Raw genomic sequence first — 15,284 nt, 5'->3', positions numbered from 1 at the left:
GGAGCGCCCTCGGGATCGAGCAGGCCGAACACGAACTGATAGTCGTCGGTGAAGAGCGTCCGATGGTTCTCTTCGTTGCGACTCACGTAGCACCACTGGAGAAGCAGCACGACCCCCTCGGGACTCATCGGGGCCGGGACGATGATGACGGTGTCGAACGGGGCGGACGGACCGAAGGGGGCCGTCGCGTAGCGCTTCTCGGGCGACGACGAGCAGCCGGACACGCTCAGGATGGCGAGAGCGGCGAGGACGGTTGCCCACAGGCGGAATCGGGCGTGGGGAGCCATGTCAGGGAATTCTACCCCTGACCCGCAGGACTTCCTCCACATCTTTGTCCCCGCGGCCGGAGAGATTGACGATCACCCGGACCTTGGGGCCCAGCTTCGGTCCCTCCCGCAGCACCCAGGCGAGCGCGTGCGCCGACTCGAGCGCCGGCAGAATGCCCTCCTGCTTCGCCAGCGATTCGAAGGCGTCGAGCGCCTCGGCATCGGTGGCCCAGCCGTATTCCGCGAGCCCCTGCTCCGCGAGCCACGCGTGCTCCGGGCCGAGCGCAGGGTAGTCGAGGCCGGCCGACACCGAATGAGTTGCGCGGATCATGCCGCGCTCGTCCTGCAGCACCAGGGTGCGGGTGCCGTGCAGGATGCCGACGCTCTTCTCCGGGACGCGCGCCGCGTGACGCCCGCTCGCCAGGCCTTCGCCTCCGGCCTCGACGCCGACCTTCCGCACCGACGCCTCGTCGAGGAACGCGTGGAACAGGCCGATCGCGTTGCTGCCTCCGCCAACGCACGCCACCAGCAGGTCGGGAAGTCCTCCCACCTGTGACGCGAATTGCTCGCGCGCCTCGATCCCGATGACGCGATGGAAGTCGCGCACCATCACCGGAAACGGATGAGGACCGAGCACCGAGCCGAGCACGTAGTGGGTATCACGCACGTTGGTCACCCAGTCGCGCAGCGCCTCGTTGATCGCGTCCTTCAGCGTCCTGCTGCCGGCGTCGACGGGCCGCACCTCGGCGCCGAGCAGCTTCATGCGCTGGACGTTCAGGTGCTGGCGCCGCGCGTCCTCGACGCCCATGTAGACCACGCACTGGAGCCCGAAGCGCGCAGCCGCGGCTGCGGTGGCGACGCCATGCTGGCCGGCGCCGGTCTCGGCGATGACGCGCGGCTTGCCCATCCGCCGCGCGAGCAGGCACTGGCCGATGGTGTTGTTGATCTTGTGCGCGCCGGTATGAAGGAGATCCTCGCGCTTGAGGTACACGCAGCAGCCGGCGGCATCGGAAAAGCGCTCGGCGGAGACGAGCGGCGTCGGCCGGCCCGCGAACTCGCGCAGCGTCCGCTCGAGCTCCTCGCCGAAGCGCGCGTCGGCGCGTGCCCGGGCGTATTCGGCGGCCAGCTCGTCGAGCGCGTGGATCAGCGTCTCGGGTACGAAGCGCCCGCCGTAGGGACCGAAGTGGCCGCTCGCATCGGGTCCGCGCTCACTGGGCGACATCGAACGCCCTCACCGCGGCGACGAACTGTCGCAGCTTCTGCTCGTCCTTGATCCCCGGGCTCGATTCGAGCCGTGAAGCGGCATCGACGCCGAACGGACGGACCGTCTCGAGCGCCTGCCTCACCGACGCGCCGTCGAGCCCGCCGGCGAGCAGCACGTCGCGCGTGGCCGCGACCACGCGCGCGGTATCCCAGGGGATGCGGTGGCCGGTGCCGCCGACCTGCACGGGATCGGCCGCGTCGAGCATCACCAGTGGCCCGGCCGGCGGCAGAGGCTTGCCGAGCGCGCCGTCGTCGGAGACTGGAATCGCGAACGTCACCGGAAATGGGAAGTCCTGCGGCCACGAGAGCGGATCGACCTGATGGACCTGGACGCGCGCGGCGCCGATCCGGCCGGCGAGCGCGGCGGCTTCGTCCGGTGTTGGATTCACCAGCACCGCCACCGGGACGCCGCCGTCGAGCGCGGCCACGATCTCGGCGGCACGCCCGGGCTCGACCCTGCGCGGCGAGCCGGGCCAGAGCACGAACCCGAGCCAATCGGCGCCCACTTCGAGCGCCAGACGCGCGTCCTCGAGGCGCGTGAGCCCGCACACCTTGACCACGGTGTGATGGGCAGATCCCGCCACGTCACCCCCGCGCCGCGGCCGTCAGGGAAGCGAGCACCGCCGCGGGATCGGGGCTGGTCATGAAGGCCTCCCCGATCAGCACGGCGTCACACCGGGTCGGGCGCAGCCGCGCCAGGGCTTCGGGACTGGAGATGCCGCTCTCCGCCACCGCGGTGACCAGCGGAGGCACGCGCGGCAAGAGGCGGCTCGACGTCTCGAGATCGATCTCGAAGGTCCGCAGGTCGCGATGATTGATGCCGACCAGGGTTGCCCCGGCGCGCAGCGACCGCTGCAGCTCCTCCTCGTCGTGGACCTCGACCAGCGCGTCGAGTCCGAGCAGGCGCGCCTCGGTGATCAGACGCTGCAGGCGCACTTCGGAGAGCAGCACCGCCAGCATCAGGACGGAGTCCGCGCCGCGCGTCGCCGCGTCGAGCAGCTGGTAGGTGTCGAGCACGAAGTCCTTGAGGAGGATCGGCAGCCGGACCTGGGGACGCACGGCGTTCACCCACGCCGGATCGCCCAGGAAGTGATCGGGCTCGGTGACGATCGAGATCGCGGTCGCGCCGCCTTGTTCATAGAGCCGTGCCATCGCCACCGGATCCAGGTGCTCGTTGAGCATGCCCTTGAGGGGTGACGCGCGCTTGATCTCGCAGATCAGCCGCAGCGGCTGGCCGGGCGCCCGCCGCAGCGCTCGCTCGAGCCGTCCGGCCGGAAGGGCTGTGCCGAGCTGGGCGCGCAGCTTATGGCCGGGCGTCTTGCGCTCCATCTCGGCGACGCGGCGTTGCCGGTCGGAGGCGATACGGGTGAGCAGGTCCGCGCGAGCAGCGTCCGCCATGGCCTTCTATCCCCGGAACCGCGCCAGCTCGTCGAGCTTGGCGGCGGCCGCGCCGGTGTCGATCGCCTTCCGCGCCTGGGCGAGGCCTTCCTCGAGGTTCCGGGCCGCCTCGCCCACCACGAGCGCCGCCGCGGTGTTGAGCAGCACGATGTCGCGCGCCGCTCCCTGCTCGCCGCCGAGGATCGCGCGAATGCGCGCGGCGTTCTCGGCCGGTGTGCCGCCGGCGATCGGGGCGCGATCGGTGTGCGCGAGACCGAGGTCAGCCGGATCGATCTCGAACTCTCCCACCGCGCCGCGCGCCAGTTCGGCGACATGGGACTTGTCGTAGACCGTGAGCTCATCGAGGCCGTCCTGGCCGTGCACCACCCACGCGCGCTCGCTGCCGAGCCGGGCCAGCACCTCGGCGGCCGGCCGGACGAGCCGGTCGTGGTAGACGCCCATCAGCTGCCGGCGCGCGCCGGCCGGATTGGTGAGCGGCCCGAGCACGTTGAACACGGTGCGGATGCCGAGCTCGCGGCGCGGAGCCGCGGCGTGGCTCAGGGCGACGTGATAGTGCGGCGCGAACAGGAAGGCGATCCCCACGGCGTCGATCGAGCGCGCCGCTCCTTCGGGCGTGAGGTCGATGCTGACGCCGAGCTGCTCGAGCACGTCCGCGCTGCCGGCCCGGCTCGAGATCGCACGGTTGCCGTGCTTCGCCACCGCCACGCCGCAGGCGGCGGTGATGATGGCCACCGAAGTCGAGATGTTGAAGGTGCCGGCGTTGTCGCCGCCGGTGCCGCAGGTATCGAGCAGCATGGCGCGCCGCGTCCGGATCGGCGAGATGCGCTGGCGCATGGCCTCCGCCATGCCGGCGATCTCGTCCGGCGTCTCGCCCTTCATCCGTAGCGCCACCGCGAGCCCGGCGATCTGCGCGGCCGTGGCGCGTCCGGCGAGGATTTCCTCCATGGCTTCGCGCGCCGCCGCCTGGTCGAGCGAGCGATGGTCGACGAGCTGCGCGATCGCCGGCTGGATCACGCGCGACTCCCGGCCTGCTGCCGGCACAGAGTGAGGAAGTTCTCGATCAGCTTGAGCCCGGACACGGTCAGCACGGACTCGGGATGGAACTGCACGCCCCACGCCTCGTGCTGCTTGTGCTTGAGCCCCATGATCTCGCCTTCGGGCGTCCAGGCGACGATCTCGAGCGTATCGGGCAGCGTCTCTCGCTCGACGATCAGCGAGTGGTAACGCGTCGCCTCGAACGGATTGTCGAGTCCGGCGAACAGGCCGCGGCCCTTGTGCAGGATGGGACTGGTCTTGCCGTGCATGAGCCGCGGCGCGCGCACCACCTTGCCGCCGAACACTTCGCCCAGCGCCTGATGACCGAGGCACACGCCGAGCACCGGCAGCTTGCCGCTGAAGCGGCGGATCACATCTTCGGTGATGCCGGCATCCTTGGGCTCGCCGGGACCCGGAGAGATCACCACGCCTTCCAGGGCATGGCGCGCCAGGTCGTCGACCGCGATCGCGTCGTTCCGGTGCACCTCGATCTCGGCGCCGAGCGTTCCCAGGTATTGGACCAGGTTGTAGGTGAAGGAGTCGTAGTTGTCGATGACCGCGATCACGTGTCGCCCCGTTCCGCGCGCTGCACCGCCAGCCACAGGGCGCGCCCCTTGTTGAGAGTCTCCTGCCATTCCCGCTCGGGGTCGGAGTCGGCCACGATGCCCGCCCCCGCGCCCCAGTACGCCCGCCCGTGGGCGTAGACCAGCGTGCGGATGGCGATGCAGAGGTCGAGATTGCCGTGGTAGTCGAAGTGCCCGACCGCGCCGGCGTAGACGCCGCGCCGCACCGGCTCCAGATCCTCGATGATCTCCATGGCCCGCACCTTGGGCGCCCCGGTCACCGTGCCGGCGGGGAAGCAGGCGCGCACCACGTCGAGCGGCTCGAGACCCGAGCGCGCGCGACCGCGCACGTTCGACACCAGGTGCATGACCTGGGAGTAGCGCTCCACCTTCATGTACTCGTTGGTCTCCACCGTTCCGTACTCGGCCACCCGTCCCACGTCATTGCGGCCGAGGTCCACCAGCATCACGTGCTCGGCCCGCTCCTTCTCGTCGGCCCTGAGCTCCTCTTCCAATTGGCGATCCTCGTCGGCGCCCCGCCCCCGCGGTCTCGTGCCGGCGATCGGCCTCACCTCGACCACCGTGTCCGTGCGCCGCACCAGCGCCTCGGGAGACGAGCCCACCAGCGACACCCCACCGAGCTTCAGAAAGTACATGTAGGGCGATGGGTTGGCCACGCGCAGCGCGCGGTACGCTCGGAACGGCGAGTGCTGCACCGGAACGCTCATGCGGTGGCTGAGCACGATCTGGAAGGCGTCGCCGGCGCGGATGTGCTCCTTGGCGCGCTCGACCGCTTTCAAGAACTCCTCGCGCGTGGTCGTGGACACGGGCTCGGGCGCTTCGGCGCCGGCGACCGGCTCGTCCCACGGCAGGGCGCGGCGCAGGCGCTCGACCTCGGACTCGATGCGCTCGGCCGCCGCCTCGTAGGCCGCTCCCGGGTCGTCGCCTCCGCGCGCGTGGCTGACCACCTTGAGTGTGTGGGTCAGGTTGTCGAAGACCGTGACCACGTCGCCGAACAGGAAGATGGCATCGTCCAGCGGCACGTCATCGATGGTGCGGCTCGGAAGCTTCTCGAACCACCGGATCGCGTCGTAGCCGAGATAGCCGACCGCGCCGCCGCAGAAGCGCGGCAATCCCGGCAGGGCCACCGCCTGGTGCTGCTTGAGCAACGTGGCGAGCGCCTCGAGCGGCGGACCGTCGAGCGGCGTGGTGCGGCCGCGCTCGAGCAGCTCGGCGCGCCCGTCGCGGGCGATGAACACCTTCGACGGCCGGCTGCCGAGCAGCGAGTAGCGCCCCCACTTCTCGCCGCCTTCGACGCTCTCGAGCAGGAACGAATAGGGACCTTCGTCGATCTTGCGGAAGGCCGACACCGGCGTGTCGAGATCGGCGAACACCTCGCGGTAGATCGGCACCAGCTTGCCGCTCCGGGCGAGGGTCGCGAACTCGGACTTGGTCGGAACGATCATCGCCGGGTTGCTCCGGATTCCGCGCCCTCGAGCAGCTCTCGAGCCTGGCGCCGGGTGGTCTCGGTGGCCCGCTCGCCGGCCAGCATGCGCGCGAGCTCCGCGACTCGTCGCGGGCCCTCGACGGGCTCCACCTTCACCGTGGTTCGTCCGCCGCTCGCCTGCTTCGCCACGCTCCATTGGTGATGCGCAAGCGCGGCGATCATGGGCAAATGGGTGACGCACACGACCTGGCGGTGCCGCGCGAGCCGCCGCAGACGCTCTCCAACCGCCTGGGCCACCGCGCCACCGATGCCCGAATCTACTTCGTCGAAGATCAGCAGATCAACGCGGTCGCGGGCTTCGAGCGCGACCTTGAGCGCCAGCATCACGCGCGACAGCTCGCCGCCGGAGGCGATCTTCGCCAGCGGCCGCGCCGGCTCGCCGGGATTGGGCATGAAGCGCAGCGTCACCTGGTCGAGGCCAAGGGGCGAGGCCGCGGCCGGCGGCGCGGCCTCCACCCGGAAGTCGAGCCGCGCGCTCTGAAGGCCCAGGGGGCGGAGCTCACGACTGATCCTCGGTCCCCACTCGGCGGCCGCTTCGGCCCGCTCTTTCGACAGCTGGGCGCCGGCCTCGCCGCAAGCGCGCTCGGCATCGCGCACGCGCGCCGCCGCGGACTCGAGCGCCCGGTCGGCGTCGTCGCCGGTCTCCAGCTCGCGCTCGATCTCCGACTGCCACGCCAGCAGCTCCGGCACCGCCCGGCGGTACTTGCGCGTGAGCCGGGCGATGAGGTCGCGCCGGCTCTCGATGGCCTCGAGCCGTTCGGGATCGGCCTCGAGATGATCGAGATAGGACGTCAGCGCGCGAGCCGACTCGCTCGCGGCAATCGACGCCTCGCGCACACCGGGAAGCGTGTCGCCGAGCGTGCTGTCGAGCGCCGCCGCCTGCTCGAGCGCATGGGACGCGGCGCCGAGCAGCGTGGTGGCCGATGGTTCCGCATCGGAGAGCTGCTCCAGCGCCTGCGTGACCAGGGTGCGCAAGCGGTCTCTGTGCTGGAGCCGGGCCGCTTCGTTCGCGAGCCGCTCTTCCTCGCCTTCGACCAGCCTGGCCTCGGCCAGCTCGCGCGCGGCGTGCCTCAGGTAGTCGCTGCGCTCGGCGAAGGTGGCGAGCTGCGTCTCGAGCTGGTGGCGATCCCGCTCGGCCTCCCGCCACGCCGCCAGCCGCTCGCCAAAGGCTTCGCGCTCCTGCTCGAGGCCGGCGAGGCGATCCAGCGTCAAGAGGCCTGCCTCGGGACGGAGCAGACTCTGGTGTTCGTGCTGTCCATGAAGGTCGGCCAGCAACTCGCCCAGCCGCTTGAGCGAAGCCACCGTGACCGGCGACTGGTTGACGGTCGCCCGGCCGCGGCCCGATTCGCTCACTTCGCGGCGAACGACCAGCGCTTCGCCGTCGAACTCGAGGCCCCACTCGTCGAGCAGCGTGGCCACGCGGGCGGCGGTCTCTCCCGCCAGACGGAACTCGGCTTCGACGGTGGCGCTCTTGGCGCCCGCGCGGATCGTGTCCGGATCGGCTCGCCCGCCGACGATCAGCTCGACCGCCTGGACCACGAGGGTCTTGCCCGCGCCGGTTTCGCCCGTCAGCGCGTTGAGCCCGGGACCGAGCGTCAGCTCCGCATGCTCCACCAGTGCCAGGTTGCGGATCGACAGGCGCTCGAGCATCAGACCAGGCTCCGGCGCTCGCTCCCCTGCCACCCCAGCTTGGCCTGCAGCGCGCGGGCCAGCGGCTGCTCGGGGTTTTCGAAGATCCGCACCACCTGGTCGGCGAGCGTCATCGTCACTTGATCCCCGGCCTGAAGCGGGATCGATTCCTGACCGTCGATCAGCAGCATGGCGTGATCCGAGGTGCCGATCACCTTGACCTTCAGCGCGTCGTCGCCGGCCAGCACCAACGAGCGGCTGCCGAGCGTGTGCGCGCACACCGGCGTGACCACCAGGGACTCCAATCCGCGCGATACCACGGGTCCGCCGGCCGAGAGCGAGTACGCGGTCGACCCGGCCGCGGTCGCGGCGATCAGGCCGTCGGCGACCAGGTGACCGAGATCGCTGCCGAGCGCGTGGAGGCGCATGTGCAGCGCGGAGTAGCCGCCGCTGGTCTTGAGGACGGCGTCGTTCATGCCGAGCCCGGACTTCAGCCGCTTGCCCCGGCGTGTCACCACCGCCTCGACCGGACGGCGCTCCACCGTCTTCCACCGGCCGACGAGCGCCAAACGCACCGCGTCCTCGACGTCGAGCTCCTCGGCGACGGTGAGAAATCCGAGTCCGCCGAAGTTGACCGGCAGCAGCGCGCCCTTGCGCCCGACCAGCGCGCGCGCGCCCTTGAGAGCGGTGCCGTCTCCCCCGAGCGAGATCAGCAGGTGACAATCGGCGGCGATCTTCTCGAGCGCGACGCCGGGAAGCTTCATCTCCTTGGCGAGGAGCTCGTCAATCGCCACCCGGTGGCCCTGCGCGACCAGCGCTTCGGTCAGGCGGCGCGCGGCCTTCTGCACCGGTGGCCTTCCCGTGTGGCCCAGGATGCCCACGCGGCGGCCCGCGCGGCTCATGAGAACTGCCGCTGGTGGGTGTCCTGTCCTTGCTGGGCCTTGACCCAATCGAGCACGCGCGTCGCGATGGAAGGAGCGTCGAGGCCGACGATCTTGAGCAGCTCGTCGCGCTTGCCGTGCGGCACGAACGTCTCCGGCAGCGCGAGCCGGAGCAGCGGCGTGGCGGACACCTCGTGGCGTCCGAGGCACTCGCTGACCGCGCTCCCGAATCCGCCCATCGGCACGTTTTCCTCCACGGTGACGAGGCGGCCTACCGATCGCGCCAGCCCGAGGATCGCCCGCTCGTCGAGCGGGGACACGAAGCGCGCGTTCACCACCGTCGCCGAGACCCCCTCGGCCGCCAGCTTCTCGGCCGCGGCGAGCGCCGGCAGCACCATGGTGCCGAGCGCCAGGATGGCGACGTCGCCGCCGGCGCGCAGCTGTTCCGATACGCCGATCTCGAGGAAGGTGGGCTCGCGGACCGGCAGGGATTCCTCGGGGATGTTGGCCCGCGGGTAGCGCACCGCGACACAGCGCTTCTCGACGCGCGTCGCGGTCCACAGCATGTCGCGCAGCTCCTCGCCGTTCTTGGGGGCCATGAGGATCATGCCCGGGATCATGCGCAGGTAGCCGACGTCGAACGCCCCGTGCTGCGGCGCGCCGTCCTCGCCCACGATGCCGGCGCGGTCCACGCACAGGACGACGTGCAGGTCCTGCACCGCGACGTCGTGGATGATCTGGTCGAAGGCGCGCTGCAGGAACGTGGAGTAGATGGTGCAGAGCGGCAGCATGCCGGCGGCGGCGAGACCGGCCGAGAAGGTCACGCCGTGCTCCTCGGCCATGCCGACGTCGAAGAATCGCTCGGGAAACTTCTTGGCGAAGGTCTTGAGCCCGGTGTTGTCGGTCATCGCCGCGGTGACCGCCACCGCCTCTGGCAGCCGCTCGGCGATTTCGACCGCGGTCTCGCCAAAGACGTGCGTATAGGTCTTCTTCGTGCTCTTGGCGGCCGTGCCGCTCTCGGGGTCGAACACGCCGACGCCGTGGAAGGTCCCGGCATCGCTCTCGGCCGGGCCATACCCCTTGCCCTTGCAGGTCACCACGTGGAGCAGCACCGGGCCTTCGAAGCGCTTGAGGTCGCTGAGCGTCTCCTCGAGCACGTCGAGATCGTGGCCGTCGATCGGCCCGAAGTACTTGAGTCCGAGCTCCTCGAACAGGATGCCCGGCACCACCAGGTTCTGCAGGCCTTCCTTGACGCGTCGCGCGCCTTCCTGGGCGCGCAGCCCCTTGGGCAGCTTGCCGAGCAGCTCGTAGACGTCGCGCTCGAATGCGCGATACAGCCGGCTGGTCGTGAGCTTGGTGAGGTAGCGGGTGATCGCGCCGATGTTGGGCGAGATGCTCCACTCGTTGTCGTTGAGGATGACGATCACGCGTTTCCTGAGCTCGCCGATGTTGTTGAGCCCCTCGAACGCCATGCCGCCGGTGAGCGCGCCGTCCCCGATCACCGCGATCACGTGGTGATCCTGCTTCTGGAGGTCGCGAGCCACCGCGAAGCCGAGCGCGGCCGACAGCGAGGTGCTGCCGTGGCAGGTGCCGAAGGGATCGTGCTCGCTCTCCGAGCGCACCGGATAGCCGGCGATGCCGTCCAGCGAGCGCAGCGTGTCGAAGCGCTCGTAACGCCCGGTCACCAGCTTGTGCGGGTAGCTCTGGTGGCCGACGTCGAAGATGATCTTGTCGCGCGGCGAGTCGAACACCCGGTGGAGCGCGAGCGTCAGCTCGACCACGCCGAGATTCGGGGCCAGGTGGCCGGCGCGCCGGGCCACGGTCTGGATGATGGCGTGCCGGATCTCGGCGGCGAGGCCGTCGATCTCATCGCGCGTGAGCGCGCGAAGATCCGCGGGCGAGTGAATGCGCTCGAGCAGGCTCACCGGATCCAGTGCCACAGCAGCGAGGCGGAAACTCCGATCAGGGCCCCCACCGCCACCTCGAGGGGCGTGTGGCCCAGCAGCTCCATCAGCTTTTGAGTCTCCTGCTCGGGGTCTTTCCAGTGCTGGTCGATCATGCGGTTGAGCACGGTCGCATGGCGGCCGGCGGCGCGCCGCAGGCCTGCAGCATCATACATAACGACCAGGCTGAAATACAGCGTCACGCCGAACAGCACCGATCCAACACCCTCGCGAAACGCGACTTCCGTCGTCAGCGCGGAAACCGAGGCGGCGTGCGAGCTGGGCATGCCTCCGGTCTCGACGAAGCGCCGCAGATTCCAGTGGCGTTTGCGGACGAACACGGCGACGCCCTTGAACGCCTGGATCAGGAACCCGACGGCGAGTGCGAGCGCGGCTGCCTCCACCTCTTCCTCCTTGAAGCCGGTCAGCGCTCGCGCGCGGCCATGGCGCCCAGCAAGCCTTGCAGGCCGGGCGAGAACAGACGGTATTCCTCCAGGATCGATCGCGCCAGGTCAAGGTGCGCTTCGGCGCGCAGGCGCGATCGCTGGCTGCCGATCACCTTCGGATAGGTGGCCTTGCCGCGCGCCGCGTCGGTGCCGCCACGCTTGCCGAGCTGCGCGAGTCCGGCGCCTGCGTTGAGCAGGTCGTCGTGGATCTGGAAGGCGAGCCCGAGGTGGCGGCCCGACTGCTCGAGCGCATCGACGGTGTCCTTGCGCGCGCCCCCGGCGATCCCGCCGAGCGCCATCGCGCACGCGAAGAGCGCCCCGGTCTTGCGCAGATGGATCTCGCGCACATCCTCCTCCTCCACTTCGCGTCCCTCGGCCGCGATGTCGAGCGCCTGGCCGGCGATCAGCTCCTCGCCCCCGCTCGCGGTGGCGAGACGGCGCACCGCGTCGCTGACCCGAGAGGCGTTCACGAAGCGCCGCAGCTCGACCAGCTCCTGGAAGGCGAACGCGACCAGCGCGTCGCCCGCGAGGATCGCGGTGGCCTCGCCGAACTTCTTGTGAGTGGTGAGCAGTCCCCGGCGATAGTCGTCGTCGTCCATGGCGGGAAGATCGTCGTGCACCAGCGAGAAGGCGTGGATCGCCTCGAGCGCCGCCGCGGCCGGAAGTGCTTTGCGCCACGTCCCTCCCGCGGCCTCGCAGCTCGCCAGCGCGAACAAAGGCCGGATGCGCTTGCCGGGCGAGAGCGCGGCGTAGCGGATCGCTTCGCCCAGTGCTCCCGGAGCGCGGCAGCGACGGTCGAGCGCGCGCGCGAAGTAACGCTCGAACGCGGCTCGGCGCGCGGCGAAGGGATCCCGGCTTCCTGAAGCGAGCTCCGTGTCGGCCATGACGGGCGCGCGGCTCAAAACTGAAGCTCGCCCTCCTCGGGGCGTGTTCCGCGCAGACGCTCCTCTTCCGCGGCGTCCACCGGATGGGTTCCCGGGGGCGCGTCCTCGCCGTTCAGCCGCTCGATGCGCTCCTCGGCCCGGTCGAGGCTCTGCGTCAGCCGCTTGGACAGCCGCACGCCTTCTTCGTAGCGCGCCAGCGATTCCTCGAGCGTCAGCTGTCCCCCCTCGAGCTCCTGGACGATGACCTCGAGCCGCTCGAGCGATGTTTCGAAGCCTTGCGACTCCTGGGCTTCGGCGCCCTGTGGCGAAGGCTTCTTATTGGCCATGATCCTCTCCCGTGCGCACCGCCTCGACTCGCGCGTCGACGTCACCGCGGGCGAATTCGATCTGCAGCGGATCGCCTACCGCGAGACCCTCGACGGTGCGCAGCAGCCTACCGTCGGGACCTCGCGCCAGGCAATAACCCCGTTCCATGACCAGCCGCGGGGACAGCGCCCGCAAACGGTCCTCGTAGCCGCGCGCGCGCGTCGCCCATGCGTCGAGCCGGGCCTGCATCGCGTCGGTGAGCCGCTCGCCGAGCCGCGCGATCTCCTCGCGTCGCGATGCGAGCTGCCGAGGCCACTCGCGCAGCCCGTACGCGGCGCCCGCGTTCTCCAGCCGCCGGCGGCGGAGATCGATGGCGTGCCGCATCGAGCCGCGCATCCGGGCCAGGGAGTCGGCAATACTGCGACGCCACACCCCGAACACCTCGTGGAGATTCTTGAAGGCGTACTTCTCGAGCAGGTGATCGAGCTGCTGCCTTCGCCATTGGAGGCTCTGCCGCATCTGCCGGTCGAGCCGATCACGGAGCGCCTCGACGCGGTGAGCGACTTCGCGCCAGTCCTTGACCGCGCGCTCCGCGGCGTTCGAGGGCGTAGCGCCGCGCACGTCGGCGGCGAGGTCGGCGAGCGTGACGTCCGACTCGTGGCCAACGCCGGTGATGACGGGCAGCTTCGAGCCGACGATCGCCCGCACGACGGGTTCTTCGTTGAACGCCCACAAATCCTCGAGCGAGCCGCCGCCGCGTCCCACAATCAACAGGTCGACGCTGCCGTAGTGGTTGAAGCGCCGGATGGCGTCGGCGATGTCGATTGCCGCGCCTTCCCCCTGCACGCGGACCGGGGCCAGCACGATCCCGATCGAAGGCCAGCGGGCGCGGAGCACGTGCACCAGGTCGCGGACCGCCGCGCCGACCGGCGAGGTGACGAGTCCGATGCGGCGCGGATAAGCCGGCAACGGACGCTTGCGCGACTGGTCGAAGAGACCCTCGGCCTGCAGGCGCTGCCGGAGCGCTTCGAGCGCCACCAGGCGCTCGCCCATTCCCGCCGGGCGTAGAGCCTCGACCACGAGCTGATACCGGCCGCGCGCCTCCCACACCTCGACTCGGCCGTAAGCGTCGACCGCCATGCCGTCGCGCGGAGGAAACTTCAGCTTCGCGACCAGCTTGGAGTGGAGAAAGCAGTCGAGCTGGGCGTTCCGGTCACGGAGACAGAAGTAGTAATGCCCGGTGACCGCTTTCTTCCAGCCGCTGATCTCGCCGCGCACCCACTGGCCCGGAAAGAAGCCCTCGAGGGCTTCCTTGATCTGCCGGGTGACCTGGCTGACGGTGAGGATGCGCTCGCGCGAGGCGGGTACGGTGGCCATGCGCGCAGGTTATCACGCTGCGGCGGCGGCCAGCGGCGAGCGAGTCCTAGTCCGCCCTCCCCGCCAGGATATTACCCCGCCAGGCCCGGCTCCCGTCCCTAAACTTTGACTCCGGCCATCTGGCGCTCGGCGGCGAGCACGGTGCTGACCACGACCATCGCGACCGTCATCGGACCGACTCCCCCGGGAACCGGGGTCAGCGCCGAGGCCACGGGAGCGACGGTGGCGACATCGACGTCGCCGGTCATGCGCGTGCCTTTCGCGGTGGGCACGCGGTGGATGCCGACGTCCACCACGATGGCGCCGGGCTTGATCCAGTCGCCGGTCACCATCTCCGGCTTGCCGATGGCGCAGATCAGCAGATCGGCCTGCCTCGCGAGCTCGCGCAGCACGGGGCCGCTCGCGCTGTGGCCGACGGTGACCGTCATGTCGACGCCCTTGGTGGAGAGCAGCGTGGCCATCGGCCGGCCCACGATGTTGCTGCGGCCGAGCACGACCGCGTGCTTTCCGGCCAGTGGCACCTGGTGGTAGCGCAGCAGCTCGAGGATGCCTTTCGGAGTCGCGGGGATGAAGCCCGGCAGGCCCGCGGCGAGTCTTCCTGCGTTGATCGGATGGAAGCCGTCGACATCTTTGTGTGGCGGCACTGCCTCGAGCACGGCTTGACCATCGGCGGGCGGCGCAAGCGGCAGCTGGACCAGGATGCCGTGAACGGCGGGGTCGTCGCCGAGCGCGCGCACGCGGTCGATCACGCCTTGCGTGTCGGTGCCGGCCGCGATCGTGACGCGCCGAGCTTCGATGCCTGCTTCGGCGCACGCCTCCGTCTTTCTCTTCAGATAGATCTGCGAGGCCGGGTCTTCGCCCACCGAGACCAGCGCCAGCGTGGGCACGACCGAAGCACCGCGCAGCTCCACCACCCGGCGTGCCGCCGCGGCGCGCGCGGCTTCCGCCGGCTCCTTCCCGCCGAGCCTTCGCGCGCCGCTGCTGCCGCTCTCCGGGCGTTGGTAAGGCAGCTCGATCCTCTGGATCGACTGCGCGCGACCGGTGGCAGGATCGATGCGCACCAGCGCGCCGTTCAATCGCAGGTCGCCGGCCGCGGGATTCAGGCGCTCGGGCAGCAGTGTGAGGAATCGACGCAAGGCCGCGACCCGGTCCATACCGATCACCGAGTCGAAGCCGCCGGTCATGCCGGCATCGCTCAGGTAGGCGGTCCCCTTGGGGAGCACGCGATCGTCGGCGGTCTGCACGTGGGTGTGCGTGCCGAGCACGGCGCTCACGCGGCCGTCGAGATGCCAGCCCATCGCCATCTTCTCGGCCGTCGTCTCGGCGTGGAAGTCGACGAGGATTGCGCGGCACTTGCCCTGGAGTGTCGTGATCGCGGCGTCGGCGCTGCGGAACGGGCAGTCGATCTCCCTCATGAAGACGCGCCCGAGCAGATTGACGACGCCGACCGGGGTGCCGTCCTCGGCGACGAACACGCGACTGCCCTGGCCTGGAGTTCCGGCCGGGAGGTTCGCGGGGCGCACCAGCCGCTCCTCGCTCGCCAGGTAGGCGATGCTGTCCTTGCGGTCCCAGAGGTGGTTGCCGCCGGTGAGCACGTCCACTCCGGCGTCGAACAAGGCGGACGCGGAGTCGCGGGTGAGCCCGAAGCCGCCGGCCGAGTTCTCGCCGTTGCACACCACCAGTCCGATCTCGTGACGCCGGCGCAATGCCGGCAGCAGCGCCTGCACCACGTCGCGGCCGGGCGAGCCGATCACATCGGCAATGAACAGAACGTTCAGCAAGGGAT

The 15,284-nt window shown here is 70.4% G+C and carries 15 protein-coding genes; all 15 read right to left on the bottom strand.

The genetic code is table 11. The features are described 5' to 3' along the window. A partial coding sequence (locus VFQ05_08445) for a hypothetical protein (protein HET9326785.1) occupies positions 1 to 287 on the bottom strand: 287 nt, incomplete at its 3' end. A 1-nt stretch (position 288) separates the two neighbouring features. Next, the gene (gene trpB, locus VFQ05_08440; protein ID HET9326784.1) at positions 289 to 1,488 is read right to left on the bottom strand and encodes a tryptophan synthase subunit beta; all 1,200 of its coding nucleotides are present in this window, start codon (positions 1,486 to 1,488) and stop codon (positions 289 to 291) included. Further along, entirely contained in the window at positions 1,475 to 2,113 is a 639-nt protein-coding gene (locus VFQ05_08435) for a phosphoribosylanthranilate isomerase (GenBank protein ID HET9326783.1), read from the bottom strand. The genes trpB and VFQ05_08435 overlap by 14 nt, the downstream gene beginning before the upstream one ends. Before the next feature lies 1 nt (position 2,114). After that, a complete protein-coding gene (gene trpC / locus VFQ05_08430; GenBank protein HET9326782.1) occupies positions 2,115 to 2,927 on the bottom strand; it encodes an indole-3-glycerol phosphate synthase TrpC in 813 nt (270 codons plus the stop codon). 6 nt (positions 2,928 to 2,933) lie between these two features. Beyond that, positions 2,934 to 3,941, bottom strand: coding sequence for an anthranilate phosphoribosyltransferase (trpD, locus tag VFQ05_08425; GenBank protein ID HET9326781.1), 1,008 nt, complete (start codon positions 3,939 to 3,941; stop codon positions 2,934 to 2,936). Further along, positions 3,938 to 4,528, bottom strand: coding sequence for an aminodeoxychorismate/anthranilate synthase component II (locus VFQ05_08420; protein HET9326780.1), 591 nt, complete (start codon positions 4,526 to 4,528; stop codon positions 3,938 to 3,940). Before VFQ05_08420 ends, trpD begins: the two co-directional genes overlap by 4 nt. Beyond that, entirely contained in the window at positions 4,525 to 5,991 is a 1,467-nt protein-coding gene (trpE, locus tag VFQ05_08415; protein ID HET9326779.1) for an anthranilate synthase component I, read from the bottom strand. The genes VFQ05_08420 and trpE overlap by 4 nt, the downstream gene beginning before the upstream one ends. Continuing rightward, positions 5,988 to 7,682, bottom strand: coding sequence for a DNA repair protein RecN (gene recN / locus VFQ05_08410; protein ID HET9326778.1), 1,695 nt, complete (start codon positions 7,680 to 7,682; stop codon positions 5,988 to 5,990). Before recN ends, trpE begins: the two co-directional genes overlap by 4 nt. Beyond that, positions 7,682 to 8,563 carry an NAD(+)/NADH kinase gene (locus VFQ05_08405; protein ID HET9326777.1) on the bottom strand — a complete coding sequence of 294 codons (882 nt, stop codon included), beginning with the start codon at positions 8,561 to 8,563 and terminating at the stop codon, positions 7,682 to 7,684. Before VFQ05_08405 ends, recN begins: the two co-directional genes overlap by 1 nt. Further along, positions 8,560 to 10,467, bottom strand: a complete 1,908-nt coding sequence (gene dxs / locus VFQ05_08400) for a 1-deoxy-D-xylulose-5-phosphate synthase (protein ID HET9326776.1) — start codon at positions 10,465 to 10,467, stop codon at positions 8,560 to 8,562. The genes VFQ05_08405 and dxs overlap by 4 nt, the downstream gene beginning before the upstream one ends. Next, a complete protein-coding gene (locus tag VFQ05_08395; protein ID HET9326775.1) occupies positions 10,464 to 10,889 on the bottom strand; it encodes a divergent PAP2 family protein in 426 nt (141 codons plus the stop codon). The genes dxs and VFQ05_08395 overlap by 4 nt, the downstream gene beginning before the upstream one ends. Before the next feature lie 20 nt (positions 10,890 to 10,909). Continuing rightward, positions 10,910 to 11,833, bottom strand: a complete 924-nt coding sequence (locus VFQ05_08390; GenBank protein ID HET9326774.1) for a farnesyl diphosphate synthase — start codon at positions 11,831 to 11,833, stop codon at positions 10,910 to 10,912. Next, on the bottom strand, positions 11,830 to 12,141 hold the full coding sequence (locus VFQ05_08385) for an exodeoxyribonuclease VII small subunit (GenBank protein ID HET9326773.1): 312 nt from the start codon (positions 12,139 to 12,141) through the stop codon (positions 11,830 to 11,832). Before VFQ05_08385 ends, VFQ05_08390 begins: the two co-directional genes overlap by 4 nt. Next, positions 12,131 to 13,498: an exodeoxyribonuclease VII large subunit gene (gene xseA / locus VFQ05_08380; GenBank protein ID HET9326772.1), complete on the bottom strand. Its 1,368-nt coding sequence runs from the start codon at positions 13,496 to 13,498 to the stop codon at positions 12,131 to 12,133. Before xseA ends, VFQ05_08385 begins: the two co-directional genes overlap by 11 nt. A gap of 98 nt (positions 13,499 to 13,596) precedes the next feature. Next, entirely contained in the window at positions 13,597 to 15,279 is a 1,683-nt protein-coding gene (locus tag VFQ05_08375) for a TIGR00282 family metallophosphoesterase (GenBank protein ID HET9326771.1), read from the bottom strand. Positions 15,280 to 15,284: the final 5 nt, after the last annotated feature.

This window comes from Candidatus Eisenbacteria bacterium (assembly GCA_035712145.1).
Classification (GTDB): Bacteria; Eisenbacteria; RBG-16-71-46; order RBG-16-71-46; family RBG-16-71-46; genus DASTBI01.
Note: the sequence above shows the minus strand (reverse complement) of the source record. Positions and strands in the feature narration are given on the sequence as shown.

Coding starts and splice junctions, on each gene's coding strand:
- recN (HET9326778.1), bottom strand. CDS start 7,682: ATGCTCGAGCGCCTGTCGATCCGCAACCTGGCACTGGTGGAGCATGCG.
- xseA (HET9326772.1), bottom strand. CDS start 13,498: ATGGCCACCGTACCCGCCTCGCGCGAGCGCATCCTCACCGTCAGCCAG.
- trpE (HET9326779.1), bottom strand. CDS start 5,991: ATGATCGTTCCGACCAAGTCCGAGTTCGCGACCCTCGCCCGGAGCGGC.
- trpC (HET9326782.1), bottom strand. CDS start 2,927: ATGGCGGACGCTGCTCGCGCGGACCTGCTCACCCGTATCGCCTCCGAC.
- VFQ05_08405 (HET9326777.1), bottom strand. CDS start 8,563: ATGAGCCGCGCGGGCCGCCGCGTGGGCATCCTGGGCCACACGGGAAGG.
- VFQ05_08385 (HET9326773.1), bottom strand. CDS start 12,141: ATGGCCAATAAGAAGCCTTCGCCACAGGGCGCCGAAGCCCAGGAGTCG.
- trpB (HET9326784.1), bottom strand. CDS start 1,488: ATGTCGCCCAGTGAGCGCGGACCCGATGCGAGCGGCCACTTCGGTCCC.